We start from the raw sequence: 21892 nt of genomic DNA on the forward strand, positions 1-21892 counted from the left end.
GGCACGGCTGGGACGGAAGTCGCTGTCGTTCTCAAAATCGGTGGAGCTGCATGACAAAGTCATCGGGCATTATCTGAACATAAAACACTATCAATAAGTTGGAGTCATTACCCGGTCAAGGAATGACATACAGACAGGATCTAATATTCTTTCAAGGAAAACACTGGACCATATATTATGTTGGTTATGAATACGTTTCCGCCAATGTATTTCGTATTCGACAACATTGTTTTCACGCGCCCAGTCAAGAAGGCTTTGCGAGCTTGGCGCCCATGTTAAAGTTTTACTCAGATTGAGACTTACTATATCTATGTCATATACCTTCCCGGCATCATGCACAAGACCACAGATAAAAGCGGCATAGAGATAGACTTTTCGGCGAATGACTTCTTCATCCTGATACCCAATCGGGCGCAGTTCAGAATGATTGGCATTTTTTAAAGAAATCATTGCCACTTCCAGGCTGTGAGATAACAACCCGCCAATACCATTATGGTGGTGGTTTTCTGAAGCAGGAAGTAAATGAATCCAACGGATGTATTCAATCAGTGGCTTTAAAACCAGATTGGTAAAGGTAAAGGCATCCTCCCGGATGTCACCATCACTTATTGTGAGCATCATAGAAATAGAGTGCAGTTTATCTCTATAAAGAGAAAGAATAGACTGCTCATTAAAGGTTTGTATCCCCGCAGGTCGGGTTGGGTATTCAATGAATTTCAGGACTTCAAGATTCGGGTGATCTGGCACAGTGTATTTTTGATCCCCTACAATCTGAGCAAATGGCGAAAGACTCGAAGGGTCCTGCTTTATTAACTCAACTACATCATTCTCCCGTCTGGAGAAGATACCTAAAACTCGTTGCATACTTAAGAAGATCGCCCTGAAATTCATCAAATAATCCTTAGCGGCGTTTACCAGACAGTTCCGCAGCAATATAAGCCTGCACGCTTTTGTACTGTTTTACCTTTTCGATAAACTCATCGGGACTGTAAGCACCTTTTACACGACGGGATACGTTAAGTGTTTTCTTAACCCGTTCGATATACATGTTGAGACTTCGAATAATATTGTGCGCCATTACGTTGTAATCGCTAACCGGTAATTGACCCAGAGAGTTGAATTTGTACATCTGTGTCAGAAGGTTGTTCATTTCAAAGATGTGCTTATAAAAACGCATTGTATTTTGATTGTTGAAGTTTAACTGGACCGATTCAAATCGGAACGGAGAAAACTCAGTTGATGAGAAGAATGGATCACTTTCATCAACGTGAATAGTGGCGATATGGTGTTCCAGATTCTCCTTCATTAAATTATTTTCGTCGTGCAATTCATTAAACCAGTCCTGAATTGCCTGCACCAATTCGGGGTGCCTTACCGCATTAACCGTCCTGAATAATGATGAAATAGCAATACTTACATCATCAAAGCCTCTAATTACGGAACGATTCCGAGCCGTAAGGAAACGGTTAAAATCGGGAGTACCTGGCTTAATGGTTACTGTGGCCATGCCGTAAAGTTCATTTTTACTTTGCACGACTTTTCGGGTATTGTCAGATGCCTGAGAGGTGCGGGCATTTACATCAGGAGTTTTCTGCTCGGTTTCATTTATTGATACGTCGGTCATTGTGCCACCTCATATTTTGAGTATTTACGGATTTTCCGTCCCAGTTCGATATATGCAGCATGATAGAATTCAAGTAATTCTCTGTAGGGTTCCAGTAATCCCTCCGTTTTTTCGATCATTTCATATTCCCAAGACGCGTGATTAACAAAGCAGCTTTTTGAATATTTTCCGTTTTTCATCGCAGAAACCCGTTTCGACATATAGCTGGGTGCCCTGGTTTTAAACAGACTGAACTTATGCCAGGTGATAGTGACTTTTTTCGCATTACCAATTAATTCTAGTTTCGGTGCATACGAACCCAGATACTCACGTTTTAGTGTATTGCTAGGCCGGGGTAAATTAATCTCCAGATGATTCCGTTCTTTCCACTCGATCCAGTAATTTGTACACAAGTCTTCAGCCTCCTCCCGCAGAGCCTCGATTTGTGAACGCATTAAGCTGCGCGATAATTCAAGTGACTTTATTAGTTTCGAATTAGACATGTGACCTCCTGATGTGAAATCACTATACCGAAGTGGTTTTTATTTTTTTTCACAAACAGGACTTTTTTCAGTGATTTTTTTCTGAGAATTATGAGGGGCGTGTCGTTGGTGCGATGCATACCGATAGTGAATAACACCAGATGAGCTCGGGAACGGCATAGCGGGGTGTACTTATGTTCGGCAGAAAAGTAGCTTTTTCTGCAATGGGTATTCCTGATCCGGTGATTTGAAAAGTGCTGTTTTACTTACTAAGTTATACATATATCTAGTGCCACTTTTTAATCAAAAGTGACCCTAGGTTTTTTGCGCATAGTGCCACTTTTTAAAAAAGTGACCCTATGTCCTGTCTACATAGGGTCACTTTTCACAAAGAAGTGACCCTATGTCGAGGCTCCATAGGGCCACTTTTCAGCAAAAAGTGACCCTATGTAATAGCCATTGTTAATCAATCGGAAAAATATTCATGCTAGCTCGCTCTTATCGCTAAGGTTATTGCTGCTTTCTGCCGATAACAGTGCAAGTTTTGCGATTTTTTTAAGCGCTTCACAGTTCGTTAGCAAGCTCAGTTTTTTTTGATAAAATTCTGGTCAATTTGTTTAAAAAGTGTTACAAGTAAGGCGAATAGTTGAATGGTTAGTTTTAAGACTCAAATCGGCAGTATTAAAATTCCAAAAGTAGCTTTTCATACTTCAAAAAAACAAACTTTAATTTCATGTAGAAGAGTTGTACTATTGTATTGACTCAAGGACAATCCGACATGTCAGAATCAGATAACATAACGCGTAACTTGCTCGGTAAACTATTACGTACCGAGGTTTCGATTATTCGTAGTTACCGTGCATTCCTAATGTTATTGCCTATCCATGATCTTCTTCGTATCAATCAGGGTCTCCACTCTTGCAACGCCGTCTATTTGGAGACGGATTTGGGACAATGACTGATAATGCATTTGAAGTTGAAACTCGTCCGGGAAGTTTCCTCGTTCCACGTTCTTTAGGCAAAGAGATTTCCTGGGATAATTTTTTATGGCTGTTGTCGATGGTGACACTAACGTTATTCGAGAATATGACAGTGACGATGCTGACTTCGGTATTTACAATGCTGGGGAAAAAGTTACTTTACTGTGTGGCCGGGAAGACTTTTATAATCCGACAAAAATTCAGCAGTTACGCTCTAAGTGTGTAGATATACAAAATGATTACTTTATTCAAATCTTCTTTATGTCAATGCTTGCACCTGAGTTTGTCAGCATATTTTTTGGATTAAAGCCTGCCACCGCAGATGCAATAAAAGATGTTGGCGTTTCATCACTTAAAGCAATTAACGATGTTGTTCTCTTTCCGCGAACAATTGCCTTTACGCCAGGACTGGGGGATGATAGCACTACGTTAAAATCTAAAGTATTCGCCTGGGCATACGAATTATCTGCCGACATTCGTTTGGGTAAAGTTAGTGATGACTTAATGGAACTACTGCGTTACGACACTATGTTTACGTGTCACCGTCAGGATGTGTTTAACTCATTAGCAAATAAAGTGCTCTTGAAGGATTATTGAATATGGCTAAAGTCGATCAAACTAAAGCTAGCAGGTTATTGAGCGCTACAAAAACGATGTCACTTGGTGCAAATAAAAATTCAATCAGAATACTTTATGGCAATCATGTTGCAGAAAATATTGATTTCAGGTCCGAACCTCAACAACACGTTAAAAAAGGCATTCGTGGGTGGAGTCGTCGCGCGGATAACCGCAGAGCGTTTTCTGCTGTTATTGATGTCGCTGTAAACTATTTCGGTTTTGATCCTATTCATCCGGAATCCAGCTTTCGCAATATTGACTTTAACCGCATCATGAGCGTGCTGCATAACCTTGGTTATTTCGTATGCGCCCTGAGGTAAATAAAATAATTGAAATTCTTACGTCAATGAAAGAAATTGAGGAGCTAGAAACTTGTGCGAAATGTAAGCGCCCTTACATTGTTCCATATACCAACGATACTCATTGCCCTCGGTGTAGATTGTCGTCAACGGCATCTGCAATAGTACGGTATTCCCAGGAGGAGTTAGATTAGTTATTACTTTATGTGAGTGGTTTTAAGCAGAGATCAAAAATCTAAAGACGGTTTCGTCTTTATCTATAAAATTTTTGACTTGCGTACTTTTCCACATGTACTACATGTTGCTGTTTATTTTCAGATAGCTTCCGTTCTCACGCATATCAAGCATATTGTGTTAAATATAACTACCAAGCGTAGTTGTTCTTTGTTTACTCTATCCTTCTTGCCTTCATTTTATGTAAGCATTACTAACATAATTTCTCATTCTTTAATTCAATACTGACTATGATAAGACGATGTTTTGTGGTGAGACTGCCCAACCATTACTTCTCGCTAGTAATCAATTATATAAAATCCCCTACGTGGTAATAAGCAAGTTGGGGGGGCATTCTTAATCTGTGATTTATTGACTGAATGATATTGCGGATTCACAGTTCTGTACTCTTAAATATTTTTATCCACTTCTCTCTTAGAGATAAAGTTTTACCGGGGCACGGTATTAACTGCCGTTTAGTGGGGGTTTGTAGTCACATTTCTTGTTTTTTAACTCATGAAATCTACACCGTTATCGAACTCTTGGTGTTTTTTTTTATGCCATCATACCCCTATTCCATGAGGAGATCGGTGAATGACTCGATTAACGTTAATACCTTCAAAGATGTTAGTGCTGATGTCTTTGTTTATAACTGGGGTCCATGCAAATGAAGACCAGTCCCTTATCAAAGACACCCCCTTCGTGTCAGGACAGGCTTTTAAGAAAGGCTTTTTCTGGTATGACGACCCGGCCCGGAAAACTGAAGAAGAAATTATGGAGACCACGCCTCCACTTTCATCTTCACCTCAGTCAGTACAAGAAGAAAAGATTGAGCTTAATTCAAAGTGGCTAAAGGACAATATGCCCCGGCTTTTGACTCAGGCAATGGATAATCCGACCCCTGAAAATTTATCACGGTTTTATACAGCGCAACGTTTAATGTTGGACATCGGTACGCGTTTTTCGGATAAGTCGAAGGATTATTTTCTTAAAAACCCAATGATGTCAGAAAAACGCAGACAGCCGGTTGAGAAGGTAGCCCTTGATGCACACCGTACAGTGGTGGAAAAAAACCAGCAAACGGTAATGAAAGATATTTTCACAAAATCAGGTCTCTTTTTCTTTTTCCAGAGTACCTGTCAGTTCTGCCACGAAGAAAGTCAAACTCTCCAGTTTATGCAGAATTACTATTCTGTCGAAATTCTTCCTGTCAGCATGGATGGCAGACCTTTACAAAATGGGTTGTTCCAGGATTTTTCTGTACCTAATGCGCAGATTATTGATCAATTTAAAATTCGCGAAGTGCCAACTATTTTCCTTGTGTCGAAAGACGGGTCATCAGCGCAACGAATTAGCGAAGGTATGATTACTGCTGAGGAGCTCAAAAATACCATTATTTTGGCTGCAAAGGGCATGAACCTGATTGATGATGCCTCATTCCAGTCCACGTTAGATGTTAAGCGTCAATATACCATCGGCGAAGATGGCGTAATTACTGTAAATAAATCAGAAATGGACTCCGACCCGTTCTTATTGCAACGAATAATGGATCAGAAATTGGAAGGGTACGATATGCCTACGGCGGACCCGGTGAACTACCTGAATGCGGGTGGCAGTTTAGGAGGCCCATATGCACGCTAACTTCAAAGCTTGTGCAAAAAAGTTACTTTTGTCGTTAGTCGTTTGCACTGCGATAATTTCACAAAATGCCGGTGCAGATAACGCCATGCGTAATATTTTCAATGGCATGATGACGACAACCAGCCCAGCCAGTTTTGAAACGGCCACTCGTACCGGTGTGGTTGGTGGCTCCTTTTCCTACCGCACCACAAACGTGAACACCAATTTAGTGTCCATGTCTTTCCCTAAAGCTTCCGTCGGTTGTAACGGCATCGATGTTTTCCTCGGTTCCTTCAGTATGATTAACGGAGATCAGTTGGTGCAGGTTGCCCGTGGTATCGCGCAGGGGGCCGCAATCTATGCATTTAATGTCGCGGTATCGGCAATCTGTGCTGACTGTGCTGCGACGATTAACGACATCCAGAATGAAGTGGTCAACAAAAACTGGCCACCGAGTTAGAGTTTTTTCCAGTATCGATTTTCCGATTCGTTTGGTGGTAACCCACCATTATATTCGTGCGGTCTTAGTGCGCTGTAATATCCAACGATATAGTCCGTTATTGCGTGAGCTGCATCGCTGAAGCTTACATAGCCCGTCGCCGGCACCCATTCGTTCTTCAGACTCCTGAAGAAGCGCTCCATTGGGCTGTTATCCCAGCAGTTTCCACGCCGGCTCATACTCTGCCTGATCCGGTATCTCCACAGTAACTGCCGGAACTGCCTGCTCGTATAATGACTGCCCTGGACGCCCTTCTAAGAGTCAAGCCGTTATCGGGATGCTGTTGATCTGCCTGTTTTGATTACGCAGTAATGTATAAACTTCGCGTGAGATATAGCGCTTCAGGCAGCGTATTGCTTCCATTTTTGTATGCCCTTCCGCTACTCGTCTGGCGACATATTCCTTCGTTTTATCGTCAGTTCGCAAACGTCCGATGGCAATGATGTGAAGTGCACTATTTGCAGCACGATCTCCACCCCGGTTAAGTCGATAACGATTCGTTTTTCCTGAAGATACGGGAACAGGGCTGACACCACACAGTGCCGCAAAACCTGATTCTGATCTTAATCGTTGGGGATTGTCTCCTGCCGTGATCAGCAACTGCGAAGCGCTTTCGTATCCAATAGCATTACGTTTAATCAGTTCAGGCGCCAGCTCATCGACAATTGCCGCAATCATGACATCCAAATCAGCGATTTCGTCATGTAACTCGAGATAGCGTCGGGCAAGGGACTTTAATGAAATACGATAAACGTTGGTAACATTGCGGTATTCACTGGCATCAGGCCGCCAGGATCCCAGAGTCCTGATGAGCTGCATGCGCGTCATATTTCTGAGTTGTTCACGTAATTCATCCGGGGCAGAGATAATATTGGAATGGATAATCTGGAAAGCGACTCTGCGGGCTGATATTGCTGTTTTTCGGCAAGTTTTTAATACCCGCAGAGACTCAATCATGCCATTGCGCGTTTTGGGTGTGACGGTTCTTATTCCGGAGAATGCGGCGTGAGCGGCACATTCAGCATCAATCGTGTCACTTTTACCCCGTTTGCGTCGCTCCATCCGATCTGGCGCAGTCACCTCAAGAACTTCTAACCCGGCATTCTGTAAATAGCGAAGCAGACCTGATCCATAGGTGCCTGTACACTCAACACCAATTCGCTTTAATGCCCCAAACGAAGTCATCCATGCCAGCATCTGCCGGTAACCTTGCCGTGTTGTGGAGAAAAACTGGGTCCCCAGAACTTTATTGTTCTGATCTACGACAGCGGCAACGTGCAGATCTTTATGTGTATCCACGCCACCCACAACAGCGGTTTCCGTAACTTTACCTGCCATAACAGAGCTCCTGTGAGGAAACAGAGTTGAATCTCCAGACAGATAACCCGGACAGGACAGTAACGAGACAAGCCGTCAGGCCCTTCTTGAGTCACGCGCATCGGTGAGGAGACGCCTCGCATGAAGGCGCTTCCGGCAACCGACAGGTCCAGGGCAGGACACAAAGGGTCGATCGCTGTGTGAGTCAGGATGCGGGAAGGTCTTCACTGCATCAGTAATCACACCAGTCTGGTTAAACAGCAAACAGAGTGATGATAAAAACTGATACCGGCATTATTACTGTCGCTATGGAACACGACATCCCGGGGTTGGCCACGCGTCTCATAGGCCATCCGCAGGGCACTGCTTATCAGTGCGGTATCGGCATGCGCTGACAGACTCCAGCCGATAACCCTGCGGGCAAAAAGATCCATAACAACCGCCAGATAGCACCAGCGATTTCCTGCCCAGAGATACGTAATATCTCCACACCATACCCGGTCTGGCTCCGGTACTGCGAACTGACGCTCAAGCAGATTCGGCAGGCTGGTATGCTCCTGACGGGCATTTTTATACTGATGTTTTCCGGGCTGACAACTGCTCAGGTTCAGATATTTCATCAGACGTCCGGCACGGTAACGGTTCATCGGGACGCCGTTTTGAGTCAGCATTTCAGCCAGAGTGCGCGCGCCCGCAGAGCCCCGACTTTGGTTCCACGCCCGGCGTATTTCGCTGCACAACCTGACTCGTGCCGGATTAACCGTATCGCGTCGTTTTCGCCAGTACCGGTAACTGCTGCGGTGTATTTCCAGAGCAGAACACAGGCTGACAACCGTGTGGCTGTCACTTAGTCTGGCGGCTATCGTGAACCGTTCAGCGAGTCGGACATTAAGAGCGCGGTTGTAGATTCAATTGGTCAACGCAACAGTTATGTGAAAACATGGGGTTGTGGAGGTTTTTTGAATGAGACGAACATTTACAGCAGAGGAAAAAGCCTCTGTTTTTGAACTATGGAAGAACGGAACAGGCTTCAGTGAAATAGCGAATATCCTGGGTTCAAAACCCGGAACGATCTTCACTATGTTAAGGGATACTGGCGGCATAAAACCCCATGAGCGTAAGCGGGCTGTAGCTCACCTGACACTGTCTGAGCGCGAGGAGATACGAGCTGGTTTGTCAGCCAAAATGAGCATTCGTGCGATAGCTACTGCGCTGAATCGCAGTCCTTCGACGATCTCACGTGAAGTTCAGCGTAATCGGGGCAGACGCTATTACAAAGCTGTTGATGCTAATAACCGAGCCAACAGAATGGCGAAAAGGCCAAAACCGTGCTTACTGGATCAAAATTTACCATTGCGAAAACTTGTTCTGGAAAAGCTGGAGATGAAATGGTCTCCAGAGCAAATATCAGGATGGTTAAGGCGAACAAAACCACGTCAAAAAACGCTGCGAATATCACCTGAGACAATTTATAAAACGCTGTACTTTCGTAGCCGTGAAGCGCTACACCACCTGAATATACAGCATCTGCGACGGTCGCATAGCCTTCGCCATGGCAGGCGTCATACCCGCAAAGGCGAAAGAGGTACGATTAACATAGTGAACGGAACATCAATTCACGAACGTTCCCGAAATATCGATAACAGACGCTCTCTGGGGCATTGGGAGGGCGATTTAGTCTCAGGTACAAAAAACTCTCATATAGCCACACTTGTAGACCGAAAATCACGTTATACGATCATCCTTAGACTCAGGGGCAAAGATTCTGTCTCAGTAAATCAGGCTCTTACCGACAAATTCCTGAGTTTACCGTCAGAACTCAGAAGATCACTGACATGGGACAGAGGAATGGAACTGGCCAGACATCTAGAATTTACTGTCAGCACCGGCGTTAAAGTTTACTTCTGCGATCCTCAGAGTCCTTGGCAGCGGGGAACAAATGAGAATACAAATGGGCTAATTCGGCAGTACTTTCCTAAAAAGACATGTCTTGCCCAATATACTCAACATGAACTAGATCTGGTTGCTGCTCAGCTAAACAACAGACCGAGAAAGACACTGAAGTTCAAAACACCGAAAGAGATAATTGAAAGGGGTGTTGCATTGACAGATTGAATCTACAGTAGCCTTTTTTAATATCGTATTTTGTTCCTCCAGACGGCGAACTTGCTTTTCCAGCTCGCGGATACGTTGCTGGTCTGGAGTAATGGGTGTGGCAGAGGGCGTAATACCCTGGCGCTCTCGCCTGAGCTGGCGTACCCAGCTCTCAAGCGTGGTTGAACCGACATTCATCGCTTCACTGGCCTGTCGATATGAGTAGCCCTTATCAACAATCAGCTGTGCACATTCCAGCCTGAACTCAGGGGTGAAGGTTCGTTTGGTTTTCTTGTTCATTAAGTCACCTGTTTTGTGTTGTGGTGAGAATATCACCTTTCATCAGGTGGCCAAATTTAGTGTGCCACTACAATGCAAATCAGGCGGAGAAGGGTGTATCAGCGGTTACTGAAGGTTGACCCGCTGAAGTGCATCCTGTGCGGAGGTCAGATGCGGTTTACGGGGCTGAAGCGGGGCTACCGTCTGGCAGAGCTGGTCATGATGCATGAGCCACTGGCACGACAGCGGGTATACAGCTGAGAGCCGCAGAGGGGAAGTTGCGTCCATTTTTTGAGGAATGGAGCAAAAAATCATCACAGATATAAAAAATCAATCAATGAAAGCCATTTAATTGCCGGTGCATTGTGGATGCAGTCCTCATGGTACGTAACCAGAGTTGAATAAACATCCATTTTTTTGTGTTTTTTTAACCTCCCCGGGTTTTTAATTCCTGTCGATTAAAAGTGTTAGATTATTTGGTTAAGAGTTCTCTCGTCCTATTTATTCAGGCATTATCACGGATATGCAGATCGCTAAGTCAGTTGTAAGAAAACCAGACAGTGCACATCATTATACCTAGGTCTTCTCTGGAAAAATACTTAGGAATAATTTATGTAAAACAGGTTGTCGTCTTCATGATTTAAACGCAGTACATATATATACTCTATAATAAATACAGGGAGTATCACGAGACGTCTGGATAAGAGGAATAACCAGAATAAATTGGTAAGGAATAAAGACACTTATTTCTATTGAGAAAAAACATTCATCCTGATGTGATTAGTATCAATGAAATAATGTGCTTGTATGGTTGATAAAAAATGCATCACTAAAGAAAAAACAGTATGAATAAGAATATACGAATTTTACAATTTCTGGTCAGTATAATTTATTCTGTGCAGTCTCATTTTTCTGGTGCGCAAACAATACAACTGAATGGTAATGGTATACCTAAAAGTATAACCAGGAGTATTACAGGTGTTGATGGAAACGCGGCGCTTAATATCAGCGTGCCGTATAAAACAAGTTATACTCAAAATATACTATCTGTTGAAAGCAGTATTAACATCAAAGGAGGAACAAGCAATACATCAATCGGTGGTGCAGGTGTCTACGGTGAAAACTTTACGCTAAATAATAATGGTAGTGTTTGGGGAGGAGATGGATATAATGGTGGAATTGCTGTTAGTGGCAACAAAATATCTATAAACAATTACAGAAATGTATATGGGGGTAATGGTCTTGGTGGCTCAGGAAGTAGCGGAGGTGCAGGGTTAAGCGGGGATGATATTATAGTTGATAATTACAGAAGTATATACGGAGGTGATGATGTAGGTGGGACAGGTGGTTCCGGTGTAACCGGTAGCAATATTACAGTGCATAATTCCGGAGGAATATTGGGCGGTAATGGCGTAAACGGTGGTGATGGTATTAATGGTAGTAATCTTTTCATTACTAACGACAACATGATATCTGGAGGATATGGAATAAAACAAGGGGGAGATGCTATTTCTGGAAATCAAATCACTTTGAATAATAACGGTATTGTTCAGGGGGGATATGGCCCCGACGGTGGTTGCTCTGTTTATGGAGAAGATATCCATATTAATAATCATGGTAATCTTTCAGGATTATATAATAGCCAAAAAGATGCTTATAATACATCAATAATTTTTTCTGGCGGGTATAATTCATTAGATATTTATTCAGATTCTGTGATTAATGGTGATATTAAACTAGCTAGTATACCTGTTAATGGTACAAATGAATTAATTATTAAAAACATCAATAACGCAACAGCAATTAATGGTGGGCTAATGATTGGGAATGGCTCATCTGTTTATCTGTCAGGCAAGAACTCCATTTTTAACGGAAATATAAGTATTGATGAAGACGCATCTATGAACCTGTCTGTAGGAAATGCTAATGTTCACGCAAATACTATTACATTAAAAAGTGATTCATGGCTTAATATAGACACATCAATTAAGAACTGGACTCAGGACTATTACACATTATTGTCGTCAGACACAGGTATCTCGATCGCTGATAATAGTCACATTGTACAATACAATTTATTACTGACAGAAGGTGCTGAAAGTTATGTTTATACGTCTTTAAATGACGACGATAACAAACTGATATCCATGCTGAGATGGAATAATACAAAAGGCATGGGATATGGAACCTTTAATATAGAAAAAGATGCCACTCTGAACATAGGCGTTTCTCTTTCCGATAATCTTTCACCTTTATTATATGATGGCTGGGACGGCAAAAGTCTGACAAAATCAGGTAATGGTACTCTTATACTTTCTGCAACAAACAATTATACAGGAAATACAGAGGTTAAATCTGGCGTATTAATTCTTGCTGCACCTGATGCTCTTGGTCGGACTGAGTATTTATATTTATCCCGTGGCGCAGAACTGGATATGAATGGGTATCCTCAGACAATAAGCAAACTACTGACGGCTGCAGGCTCTGTGCTGAACATTCATGGCGGAAGCCTGATACTGAATAATGGAGGAGAATCTGCAGGTACTATTGCAGGGGATGGTTCTCTGAACATAAATGGGGGAATGCTTGATATAACGGGTAATAATCGTAATTTTTCCGGTGTTTTTACCGTGAATAAGGGGGCTCATTTGGCTGTATCCACGGCTGATAATCTGGGGACAGCCTTTGTTGATAACTATGGCACATTAACTCTGAACAGTACATCAGCATGGCAGCTTACCAACAATATCAGTGGTTATGGTAATGTTCGCAAGACGGGAGCAGGTGCACTGAACATTAGCGATAACGCAAAATGGACCGGGATGACAGATATTATTCAGGGGACAGTGATACTGGGGAACGCAGATTCACCGGTGATGCTCGGCAGTAACCAGGTCATTGTTGAAGAGCAGGGCAAACTCTCCGGGTTTGGGGGCGTTGCAGGAAATCTGAGCAATAGTGGTATAGTCGATCTCACTACATATATGCCGGGTAATATACTGACTGTCGGAGGGAATTACACTGGCAGAAATGGACTTATTCTCCTCCAGACAGAAACAGGTGGTGACAATTCGAAAACAGATCGTCTGGTGATTAAAGGTAATGCCAGTGGCCGTACCCGTGTCGCTGTTACTCAGGCCGGTGGTACTGGTGCAGAGACACTTAATGGGATTGAAGTGATTCACGTCAGTGGCAATGCTGATAATGCTGAATTCATTCAGACGGAACGTATTACAGCCGGAGCTTATGATTACATACTGAAACGTGGTCAGGGGATTAACAGCACTAACTGGTATCTGATTAGCAGAAAAGACATTCCTGTACCACAACCTGAAGCTGTACCACAACCTGAAGCTGTACCGGAAAACCATGATAATAATTTGCGTCCTGAGGCAGGTAGCTATGTTGCCAGTATTGCTGCTGCAAATAATCTGTTTGTAACGAATCTGTATGAACGACAGGGACAGGAGTTGTATATCAGCCACATGACAGGAGAAGAAAATGAAGCAGGTATCTGGATGTATAATAAAGGAAAACATAATCGCTGGCGTGACAACAGTAGTCAGCTGAGAACCCGGGGGAATAGCTACGTTGTGTTAATAGGGGGAGATATAGCTCAGTGGAGCCTGAATGGTACCGATCGCTGGCATACAGGTATGATGGCTGGCTATGGTCATAATAATAACAGTACGAATGCCCTGAGCACCGGATACCATTCGGAAGGAAGAATGAATGGATACACAGCGGGTCTTTATGCAACATGGTATGCCAATGATGAAACACACAATGGTTCTTATCTTGATAGCTGGCTGCAATACAGCTGGTTTGATAATCATATAAATGGAGAACGGCTGCCTGCTGAGTCATGGAAGTCAAAAGGGTTTACGGTATCTCTGGAAGCAGGATATTCATGGAAGGCTGGAGAGTTTACCGACAATTACAAGGGAAGTCATGAATGGTATGTTCAGCCGCAGCTTCAGGTTGTCCGGATGAATGTAAAATCAGACAAATATCATGAAAGTAACGGAACCAGTATTGAAAATACCGGTAACGGAAATATTCTCACCCGCCTGGGAGCAAGAACATGGCTTACCAGCAAAAACGGTAAAAATACGCGGTATGCGGTTTCGTTCAGACCATTTGTGGAGGCACACTGGTTGCACAATAGTCGTGTTTTCGGCACCAGTATGAATGGTGTAAGTATATACCAGGATGGTGCGCGTGATATCGGAGAAATAAATGGTGGTGTTGTGGGAATGATAACACCAGAAGTAGCATTCCGGGCTGATGCAGGCATTCAACTTGGAGAACATGGATACCATAATACATCTGCCATGTTGAGTGTGGAATATCGTTTCTGATGTGTCTTTACATTATAAATATCCTTCACAAAATATTGTTGATAAGACATAGTTAGGTGGTGAGCTGCCTCGGAAAATATGACGACAGTAATGATTTCTAAGAGATTTGAAATGCGTTGATAACAAAATCTGAAATATAGGAGTCTGTTTAGGATTGTGTGTAAATGCCTTTTCTCAAAAGTAACCGTCCAGGCGGTCACTGAATCCGATAATAAAGCGGCTTATTGCCATACCCCAGTCCTTCAACGGCATCGTCCATTTCGGGGACGATGCCTGTATTGCCAGACACACCACTTTTTTCACCGGCTCGTCTGTCGGAAACACTTACGCTTTTTGATCGCATGGCGGATCACGCTGTTTAGCGACCCGATGGCATTCGTCAGCGACAGCGACAACTCTTACCGCTGGAACGAAATGGATAAGCGCTTCAGTGTCGACGACACGCCGAACGAGCCGAACCGCTTCGGCTGGGTGGGGGAAATCGATCCATATGGTTATTTTTCAGAAAATAATAAGAACATCTGTGCTTTATATAACCAGATAAAACCACGCAATAAGCATAAATATTAAAGGTGATAATACTTTTATTTATCACTTCGGTTATATTCAATAAACATAATAACTTTCTCTGAAATCACAGGTCCGGCCATTGCAGTTGTTTCAGACGTTGATTAGGATGCCAATGCATTTGCAGGGATGGTTTGTGTATCCACCGGGTATAATGCGTGACATCATTAATTTCAACACTGACTGTGCGATTGTCTGTTATGCCTGCCCACAGGGTAGGCTTTTTTTCTGCATGCAGGAAAAGAATCACTGAAAAAATGGAAGCAGGTAAGAAAGAGTGCTGACCAGGATATTATTTCATCCGTTCACTGGCGAGATGATAAACGTTGCTGCGTTCACGTTTACCTACTGCGACGACCGCAATAATTAACATATCATCAATAACCTGATAAACCAGACGAAAACCTGATGCGCGAAGTTTGATTTTATAGCAGTCCTTTAATCCACGTAGTTTTGCAGAAGCTATATGAGGATTTTCACTGCATTTTTTCAGTTTTTTTGCGAACTGCTGCTGAATGGTCTTGTCCAGTCTGAGCCATTCTTTCAGTGCATCATCCCGGAATTTTACTGTATAAGTCATAAATAACTGTCCAGGTCCACATCATGCAGAGGCTGACTGCTGCGTTCAGTAACCAGTTTTACCAGCTCCTGGTCATCCAAGGCATCAAGCATTCTTTCATAGAGCTCAGCAGGGACACAGTAGAATGCTGGCTGATTCCGGTTAAGAATGGCAACAGGATACCCCTCTCCGGCACTGACAGTTGCCATCGGATTTTTTTTCAGCTCACTGACGCTTGCACTGGTGTCAGACAAAATGATACTGGGCATAACACACCTCTGAGACTATTTAACAGGTCTTCAGATTACACCCTGAAAGACTGCTTAACAAGTCTGTTTGATGTTAATGTGCGCCGTCACTCTTCAGTTGTCCTGATGCCGTGCCAGCGGCATGGAAGGCGGCACTCTGTTGTTTCATATGATACCGGAGTAAAACCGCCGAAGCCCGGCGTAAGCCGGTACTGACTGATAGATTTCACCTTACCCACCCCCGGCCCTGCTAAGCCATACCCGTTTTCAGCCATGACAGAGCCTTTATGCGCGGTCGGAGTGGTCCCGACGAGGGTTTACCCGAAGTCGGGGCGTATCTCCGCGTTAGCGGGCCGTGAGGGCCGCTTACGAGCGTGTACTGAGGGGAGCCCGCAGAATTCGGAAAAAATCGTACGCTAAGGTTTTCCGGGCATCCGTAAGGGCCGAAACTTCCCGTCTTCCAGTCTGCGGCTCTGCCGCCAGACGTAATCGCCGGTTAGGTTGATGTGCTCCCAGCCCAGCGGCGACAGGAATTGCAGCAGCTCGCCGTCCACCGGCTTGCCGGCCTCGACCAACCCCTGGGTGGCGCGTTCCAGGTACACCGTGTTCCACAGCACGATAGCCGCCGTCACCAGGTTGAGGCCGCTGGCCCGGTAGCGCTGCTGCTCGAAGCTCCGATCCCTGATTTCCCCAAGGCGGTTGAAGAACACCGCCCTGGCCAGCGAGTTGCGCGCCTCACCTTTGTTCAGGCCGGCATGCACGCGGCGGCGCAGTTCAACACTTTGCAGCCAGTCCAGGATGAACAGCGTGCGCTCGATCCGGCCCAGCTCGCGCAGGGCCACGGCCAGTCCGTTCTGGCGCGGGTAGCTGCCGAGCTTGCGCAGCATCAGCGAGGCGGTGACGGTGCCCTGCTTGATCGAGCTGGCCAGGCGCAGGATGTCGTCCCAGTGGGCACGCACGTGCTTGATGTTCAGGGTGCCGCCGATCAGCGGGCGCAACGTCGGGTAGGCTTGCACGCCCTGCGGCACGTACAGCTTGGTTTCGCCGAGGTCGCGGATGCGCGGCGCGAAGCGGAAGCCTAGCAGGTGCATCAGGGCAAAGACGTGATCGGTGAAGCCGGCCGTGTCGGTGTAGTGCTCCTCGATCCGCAGGTCGGACTCGTGGTACAGCAGGCCGTCGAGCACATAGGTGGAATCGCGGACGCCGACATTCACCACGCGGGTGCTGAACGGCGCGTACTGGTCGGAGATATGGGTATAGAACAGCCGTCCCGGCTCGCTACCGTACTTCGGGTTGACGTGCCCGGTGCTCTCGCCCCGGCCACCCGCGCGGAAGCGCTGGCCATCGGAGGATGAGGTCGTGCCGTCGCCCCAGTGGGCGGCAAAGGCGTGGCGATACTGGTGGTTGACCAGCTCGGCCAAGGCCGCCGAATAGGTTTCGTCGCGGATGTGCCAGGCTTGCAGCCAGGACAGCTTGGCGTAGGTCAGGCCGGGGCTCGACTCGGCCATCTTGGTCAGCCCGAGGTTGATCGCATCACCGAGGATTGCGGACAGCAGCAACGTCCTGTCTTTGGCCTCGGCCCCGTCCTTCAAGTGGGTGAAGTGGCGGCTGAAGCCCGTCCAGTCGTCCACGTCCATCAGCAGTTCGGTGATCTTGATGCGCGGCAGTAACTGGCTGGTTTGGTCGATCAGCGCCTGCGCCCGATCCGGCACCGCCGCATCCAGCGGGGTGATTTTCAGCCCTGACTCGGTGAGGATGGCATCGGGCAGCTCGTTGTCCTTGGCCAGGCGGGTGACGGTGGCCAACTGCTCGTCCAGCAGCTGCAAACGCTCTTCCAGGTACTGGTCGCTGTTCGGGTTGATCGCCAGGGGCAGGGCCTGCTCGCGCTTGAGTGCGGCGAACTTCTCGGCCGGCAGCAGGTAGTCGTCGAAGTCGCGGAACTGCCGCGAGCCCTTGACCCTGATGTCGCCGGAGCGCAGGGCGTTCTTCAGCTCGGACAGGGCGCAGATTTCGTAGAATTTCCGGTCGAGGCCTTCCGGGGTGATCACCAGCGGCTTCCAGCGCGGCTTGATGAAGGCCGTGGGTGCATCGGCCGGCACCTTGCGCAGGTTGTCGGCGTTCATCTCACGCAGGGTCTGCACGGCTGCCAGCACGCCTTGCGCGGCCGGCCCGTGCTGTTCCCCAACTTTTCGCTCGGCGAAGAGTATGAACATGCGCCGCCGGCGACGAATCGCCAAATCTCACCGTATCTCCCGAGCGGACGATTTCGCACCGGTCTGCCCGTCGAAGGGCTTGCGATCGAACGGGGCGACCTTTTCTATGCATGTCCGCGAGCCAGCGTCTTTTATGGCACGGCGCTCGACGCCGACCTTCGGACGCGCGGCGTAAGCACGCTTGTCATGGCCGGGATAAGCACCACCGGCGTTGTTCTTTCAAGCGTCGCCTGGGCTAGTGATGCGGACTACGACGTGCGTTTGGTCCAGGACTGCTGCTACGACCCGGATCGGGATGCCCACGAAGCTCTGTTGCGTTCCGGGTTCGGCGGACGTGTACAGGTCGTGTAATTTTCGGGCCTCGCATGATCGCGGCCATAGCCGCAGGTGGATTGGTGCGAGGCAGGGCCAGTCCAAGTCAGGGTGCGGTCATCGCGGCGCCTGCAACTCTCAAAAACCCATCGCCGTAGCGGAGGTCTTGTAATCGCATGTCATTACGCACGCCCGATTTATTGTTCACAGCGATAGCACCTGCCATTTGGGGCAGCACCTACATTGTCACCACCCAATACCTGCCGAACTTCTCACCGATGACGGTCGCGATGCTGCGGGCGTTGCCGGCGGGTTTATTGCTCGTGATGATCGTCCGACAGATTCCAACGGGAATCTGGTGGATGCGCATCTTCATCCTCGGCGCACTTAATATTTCGCTATTCTGGAGCTTGTTGTTTATTTCGGTCTACCGCCTGCCGGGCGGGGTCGCGGCGACGGTAGGCGCTGTGCAGCCGCTGATGGTCGTGTTCATCTCTGCCGCTCTGCTAGGTAGCCCGATACGATTGATGGCGGTCCTGGGGGCTATTTGCGGAACTGCGGGCGTGGCGCTGTTGGTGTTGACACCAAACGCAGCGCTAGATCCTGTCGGCGTCGCAGCGGGCCTGGCGGGGGCGGTTTCCATGGCGTTCGGAACCGTGCTGACCCGCAAGTGGCAACCTCCCGTGCCTCTGCTCACCTTTACCGCCTGGCAACTGGCGGCCGGAGGACTTCTGCTCGTTCCAGTAGCTTTAGTGTTTGATCCGCCAATCCCGATGCCTACAGGAACCAATGTTCTCGGCCTGGCGTGGCTCGGCCTGATCGGAGCGGGTTTAACCTACTTCCTTTGGTTCCGGGGGATCTCGCGACTCGAACCTACAGTTGTTTCCTTACTGGGCTTTCTCAGCCCGGGGACCGCCGTGTTGCTAGGATGGTTGTTCTTGGATCAGACGCTGAGTGCGCTTCAAATCATCGGCGTCCTGCTCGTGATCGGGAGTATCTGGCTGGGCCAACGTTCCAACCGCACTCCTAGGGCGCGTATAGCTTGCCGGAAGTCGCCTTGACCCGCATGGCATAGGCCTATCGTTTCCACGATCAGCGATCGGCTCGTTGCCCTGCGCCGCTCCAAAGCCCGCGACGCAGCGCCGGCAGGCAGAGCAAGTAGAGGGCAGCGCCTGCAATCCATGCCCACCCGTTCCACGTTGTTATAGAAGCCGCATAGATCGCCGTGAAGAGGAGGGGTCCGACGATCGAGGTCAGGCTGGTGAGCGCCGCCAGTGAGCCTTGCAGCTGCCCCTGACGTTCCTCATCCACCTGCCTGGACAACATTGCTTGCAGCGCCGGCATTCCGATGCCACCCGAAGCAAGCAGGACCATGATCGGGAACGCCATCCATCCCCGTGTCGCGAAGGCAAGCAGGATGTAGCCTGTGCCGTCGGCAATCATTCCGAGCATGAGTGCCCGCCTTTCGCCGAGCCGGGCGGCTACAGGGCCGGTGATCATTGCCTGGGCGAGTGAATGCAGAATGCCAAATGCGGCAAGCGAAATGCCGATCGTGGTCGCGTCCCAGTGAAAGCGATCCTCGCCGAAAATGACCCAAAGCGCGGCCGGCACCTGTCCGACAAGTTGCATGATGAAGAAGACCGCCATCAGGGCGGCGACGACGGTCATGCCCCGGGCCCACCGGAACGAAGCGAGCGGGTTGAGAGCCTCCCGGCGTAACGGCCGGCGTTCGCCTTTGTGCGACTCCGGCAAAAGGAAACAGCCCGTCAGGAAATTGAGGCCGTTCAAGGCTGCCGCGGCGAAGAACGGAGCGTGGGGGGAGAAACCGCCCATCAGCCCACCGAGCACAGGTCCCGCGACCATCCCGAACCCGAAACAGGCGCTCATGAAGCCGAAGTGCCGCGCGCGCTCATCGCCATCAGTGATATCGGCAATATAAGCGCCGGCTACCGCCCCAGTCGCCCCGGTGATGCCGGCCACGATCCGCCCGATATAGAGAACCCAAAGGAAAGGCGCCGTCGCCATGATGGCGTAGTCGACAGCAGCGCCGGCCAGCGAGACGAGCAAGACCGGCCGCCGCCCGAAACGATCCGACAGCGCGCCCAGCACAGGTGCGCAGGCAAATTGCATCAACGCATACAGCGCCAGCAGAATGCCATAGTGGGCGGTGACGTCGTTCGAGTGAACCAGATCGCGCAGGAGGCCCGGCAGCACCGGCATAATCAGGCCGATGCCGACAGCGTCGAGCGCGACAGTGCTCAGAATTACGATCAGGGGTCTGTTGGGTTTCACGTCTGGCCTCCGGACCAGCCTCCGCTGGTCCGATTGAACGCGCGGATTCTTTATCACTGATAAGTTGGTGGACATATTATGTTTATCAGTGATAAAGTGTCAAGCATGACAAAGTTGCAGCCGAATACAGTGATCCGTGCCGCCCTGGACCTGTTGAACGAGGTCGGCGTAGACGGTCTGACGACACGCAAACTGGCGGAACGGTTGGGGGTTCAGCAGCCGGCGCTTTACTGGCACTTCAGGAACAAGCGGGCGCTGCTCGACGCACTGGCCGAAGCCATGCTGGCGGAGAATCATACGCATTCGGTGCCGAGAGCCGACGACGACTGGCGCTCATTTCTGATCGGGAATGCCCGCAGCTTCAGGCAGGCGCTGCTCGCCTACCGCGATGGCGCGCGCATCCATGCCGGCACGCGACCGGGCGCACCGCAGATGGAAACGGCCGACGCGCAGCTTCGCTTCCTCTGCGAGGCGGGTTTTTCGGCCGGGGACGCCGTCAATGCGCTGATGACAATCAGCTACTTCACTGTTGGGGCCGTGCTTGAGGAGCAGGCCGGCGACAGCGATGCCGGCGAGCGCGGCGGCACCGTTGAACAGGCTCCGCTCTCGCCGCTGTTGCGGGCCGCGATAGACGCCTTCGACGAAGCCGGTCCGGACGCAGCGTTCGAGCAGGGACTCGCGGTGATTGTCGATGGATTGGCGAAAAGGAGGCTCGTTGTCAGGAACGTTGAAGGACCGAGAAAGGGTGACGATTGATCAGGACCGCTGCCGGAGCGCAACCCACTCACTACAGCAGAGCCATGTAGACAACATCCCCTCCCCCTTTCCACCGCGTCAGACGCCCGTAGCAGCCCGCTACGGGCTTTTTCATGCCCTGCCCTAGCGTCCAAGCCTCACGGCCGCGCTCGGCCTCTCTGGCGGCCTTCTGGCGCTCCTGCTGCGGCGTCCGCTCGTGGGCCGTGGCGCGGGTCCGCGCGCCGGCCTCGTGCGCCTGGCGCTCGCGGGCGAGGTCCAGGGCGGCCGTCTTCACGTTCTGCCTTGCGCAGATGAGATAGGGGAGCCCGCAGAATTCGGAAAAAATCGTACGCTAAGGTTTTCCGGGCATCCGTAAGGGCCGAAACTTCCCGTCTTCCAGTCTGCGGCTCTGCCGCCAGACGTAATCGCCGGTTAGGTTGATGTGCTCCCAGCCCAGCGGCGACAGGAATTGCAGCAGCTCGCCGTCCACGGCACTGTTGCAAATAGTCGGTGGTGATAAACTTATCATCCCCTTTTGCTGATGGAGCTGCACATGAACCCATTCAAAGGCCGGCATTTTCAGCGTGACATCATTCTGTGG

General features: G+C 48.5%; 17 protein-coding genes and 9 pseudogenes. 12 read left to right on the forward strand and 14 right to left on the reverse strand.

Features of this window, described 5'->3' with window-relative positions; translation table 11 throughout:
- Nucleotides 1-97, forward strand: a 97-nt coding sequence (locus tag ACJHXB_RS23975; RefSeq protein WP_000851394.1) for an IS1 family transposase, incomplete at its 5' end; no start/stop codon positions are given.
- Here the strand turns inward: ACJHXB_RS23975 and ACJHXB_RS23980 are convergent.
- Genes ACJHXB_RS23980 through mobI form a run of 3 tightly spaced genes read right to left on the reverse strand, consistent with a single transcriptional unit; the run spans nucleotide 91 to nucleotide 2106 of the window.
- Nucleotides 91-891: a TraI domain-containing protein gene (locus tag ACJHXB_RS23980; RefSeq protein ID WP_248790239.1), complete on the reverse strand. Its 801-nt coding sequence runs from the start codon at nucleotides 889-891 to the stop codon at nucleotides 91-93. The genes ACJHXB_RS23975 and ACJHXB_RS23980 overlap by 7 nt on opposite strands.
- A gap of 10 nt (nucleotides 892-901) precedes the next feature.
- Nucleotides 902-1624, reverse strand: a complete 723-nt coding sequence (locus ACJHXB_RS23985) for a hypothetical protein (RefSeq protein WP_000133023.1) — start codon at nucleotides 1622-1624, stop codon at nucleotides 902-904.
- Nucleotides 1621-2106 carry a conjugative transfer protein MobI(A/C) gene (gene mobI / locus ACJHXB_RS23990; protein WP_074014803.1) on the reverse strand — a complete coding sequence of 162 codons (486 nt, stop codon included), beginning with the start codon at nucleotides 2104-2106 and terminating at the stop codon, nucleotides 1621-1623. Before mobI ends, ACJHXB_RS23985 begins: the two co-directional genes overlap by 4 nt.
- Before the next feature lie 757 nt (nucleotides 2107-2863).
- Between mobI and ACJHXB_RS23995 the strand changes: the two are divergent.
- From ACJHXB_RS23995 to trhH, 4 genes and pseudogenes are all read left to right on the forward strand, one after another.
- A pseudogene (locus tag ACJHXB_RS23995) lies at nucleotides 2864-3662 on the forward strand (trhR).
- A 2-nt stretch (nucleotides 3663-3664) separates the two neighbouring features.
- Complete coding sequence (locus ACJHXB_RS24000) at nucleotides 3665-4003, forward strand: hypothetical protein (RefSeq protein WP_223656872.1); 339 nt, start codon at nucleotides 3665-3667, stop codon at nucleotides 4001-4003.
- 786 nt (nucleotides 4004-4789) lie between these two features.
- A complete protein-coding gene (locus ACJHXB_RS24005; RefSeq protein WP_032236662.1) occupies nucleotides 4790-5836 on the forward strand; it encodes a thioredoxin family protein in 1047 nt (348 codons plus the stop codon).
- A pseudogene (gene trhH / locus ACJHXB_RS24010) lies at nucleotides 5826-6248 on the forward strand (IncHI-type conjugal transfer protein TrhH); the annotation flags it as partial. The gene ACJHXB_RS24005 and the pseudogene trhH, both read left to right, overlap by 11 nt.
- 1 nt (nucleotide 6249) lies before the next feature.
- Here the strand turns inward: trhH and ACJHXB_RS24015 are convergent.
- The 3 genes and pseudogenes from ACJHXB_RS24015 to ACJHXB_RS24025 all read right to left on the reverse strand — a co-directional run.
- Nucleotides 6250-6559, reverse strand: a pseudogene (locus tag ACJHXB_RS24015) (integrase core domain-containing protein); the annotation flags it as partial.
- Between the two features lie 16 nt (nucleotides 6560-6575).
- Nucleotides 6576-7652 (reverse strand): IS110-like element ISEc21 family transposase, encoded by a 1077-nt coding sequence (locus tag ACJHXB_RS24020; RefSeq protein ID WP_074014801.1) that lies wholly within the window; start codon nucleotides 7650-7652, stop codon nucleotides 6576-6578.
- Between the two features lie 272 nt (nucleotides 7653-7924).
- Nucleotides 7925-8530, reverse strand: a pseudogene (locus ACJHXB_RS24025) (IS3 family transposase); the annotation flags it as partial.
- A 64-nt stretch (nucleotides 8531-8594) separates the two neighbouring features.
- On the opposite strand from ACJHXB_RS24025, the gene ACJHXB_RS24030 reads away from it, so the two are divergent.
- A complete protein-coding gene (locus ACJHXB_RS24030) occupies nucleotides 8595-9746 on the forward strand; it encodes an IS30-like element IS30 family transposase (protein ID WP_248790247.1) in 1152 nt (383 codons plus the stop codon).
- A 12-nt stretch (nucleotides 9747-9758) separates the two neighbouring features.
- On the opposite strand, the pseudogene ACJHXB_RS24035 reads toward ACJHXB_RS24030, so the two are convergent.
- Nucleotides 9759-10061, reverse strand: a pseudogene (locus ACJHXB_RS24035) (transposase); the annotation flags it as partial.
- 30 nt (nucleotides 10062-10091) lie between these two features.
- Between ACJHXB_RS24035 and ACJHXB_RS24040 the strand changes: the two are divergent.
- A pseudogene (locus ACJHXB_RS24040) lies at nucleotides 10092-10265 on the forward strand (IS91 family transposase); the annotation flags it as partial.
- A 584-nt stretch (nucleotides 10266-10849) separates the two neighbouring features.
- On the forward strand, nucleotides 10850-14365 hold the full coding sequence (locus tag ACJHXB_RS24045; protein WP_074014806.1) for an autotransporter outer membrane beta-barrel domain-containing protein: 3516 nt from the start codon (nucleotides 10850-10852) through the stop codon (nucleotides 14363-14365).
- A gap of 174 nt (nucleotides 14366-14539) precedes the next feature.
- On the opposite strand, the pseudogene ACJHXB_RS24050 reads toward ACJHXB_RS24045, so the two are convergent.
- Nucleotides 14540-14745, reverse strand: a pseudogene (locus ACJHXB_RS24050) (hypothetical protein); the annotation flags it as partial.
- Here ACJHXB_RS24050 and ACJHXB_RS24055 point away from each other — a divergent pair.
- A pseudogene (locus ACJHXB_RS24055) lies at nucleotides 14744-14884 on the forward strand (alkaline phosphatase); the annotation flags it as partial. The pseudogenes ACJHXB_RS24050 and ACJHXB_RS24055 sit on opposite strands and share 2 nt — an antisense overlap.
- Nucleotides 14885-15224: 340 nt before the next feature.
- On the opposite strand, the gene ACJHXB_RS24060 reads toward ACJHXB_RS24055, so the two are convergent.
- From ACJHXB_RS24060 to ACJHXB_RS24070, 3 genes and pseudogenes are all read right to left on the reverse strand, one after another.
- Entirely contained in the window at nucleotides 15225-15512 is a 288-nt protein-coding gene (locus ACJHXB_RS24060) for a type II toxin-antitoxin system RelE family toxin (RefSeq protein WP_000222771.1), read from the reverse strand.
- The gene (locus ACJHXB_RS24065) at nucleotides 15509-15760 is read right to left on the reverse strand and encodes a type II toxin-antitoxin system Phd/YefM family antitoxin (protein ID WP_001139206.1); all 252 of its coding nucleotides are present in this window, start codon (nucleotides 15758-15760) and stop codon (nucleotides 15509-15511) included. Before ACJHXB_RS24065 ends, ACJHXB_RS24060 begins: the two co-directional genes overlap by 4 nt.
- 395 nt (nucleotides 15761-16155) lie before the next feature.
- Nucleotides 16156-17907, reverse strand: a pseudogene (locus tag ACJHXB_RS24070) (Tn3-like element TnAs1 family transposase); the annotation flags it as partial.
- 3 nt (nucleotides 17908-17910) lie between these two features.
- Between ACJHXB_RS24070 and ACJHXB_RS24075 the strand changes: the two are divergent.
- Both ACJHXB_RS24075 and ACJHXB_RS24080 read left to right on the forward strand, forming a co-directional pair.
- The gene (locus ACJHXB_RS24075) at nucleotides 17911-18303 is read left to right on the forward strand and encodes a cysteine hydrolase family protein (RefSeq protein ID WP_001351729.1); all 393 of its coding nucleotides are present in this window, start codon (nucleotides 17911-17913) and stop codon (nucleotides 18301-18303) included.
- A gap of 137 nt (nucleotides 18304-18440) precedes the next feature.
- The gene (locus tag ACJHXB_RS24080; protein ID WP_000058717.1) at nucleotides 18441-19325 is read left to right on the forward strand and encodes a DMT family transporter; all 885 of its coding nucleotides are present in this window, start codon (nucleotides 18441-18443) and stop codon (nucleotides 19323-19325) included.
- 31 nt (nucleotides 19326-19356) lie between these two features.
- Here ACJHXB_RS24080 and tet(A) read toward each other — a convergent pair whose 3' ends face one another.
- Complete coding sequence (tet(A), locus tag ACJHXB_RS24085; protein ID WP_000804064.1) at nucleotides 19357-20556, reverse strand: tetracycline efflux MFS transporter Tet(A); 1200 nt, start codon at nucleotides 20554-20556, stop codon at nucleotides 19357-19359.
- Between the two features lie 105 nt (nucleotides 20557-20661).
- On the opposite strand from tet(A), the gene tetR(A) reads away from it, so the two are divergent.
- Nucleotides 20662-21312, forward strand: a complete 651-nt coding sequence (gene tetR(A) / locus ACJHXB_RS24090; RefSeq protein ID WP_000164043.1) for a tetracycline resistance transcriptional repressor TetR(A) — start codon at nucleotides 20662-20664, stop codon at nucleotides 21310-21312.
- A gap of 31 nt (nucleotides 21313-21343) precedes the next feature.
- On the opposite strand, the gene ACJHXB_RS24095 is transcribed toward tetR(A), so the two are convergent.
- Entirely contained in the window at nucleotides 21344-21586 is a 243-nt protein-coding gene (locus ACJHXB_RS24095) for a transposase (protein WP_000844627.1), read from the reverse strand.
- A 57-nt stretch (nucleotides 21587-21643) separates the two neighbouring features.
- On the reverse strand, nucleotides 21644-21892 hold a 249-nt coding region (locus tag ACJHXB_RS24100), incomplete at its 5' end, for a hypothetical protein (RefSeq protein WP_410233544.1).

Origin of the sequence: Escherichia sp. WS3227_2, from assembly GCF_046486495.1 — a bacterium.
In the GTDB taxonomy this organism is placed as follows: domain Bacteria; phylum Pseudomonadota; class Gammaproteobacteria; order Enterobacterales; family Enterobacteriaceae; genus Escherichia; species Escherichia coli.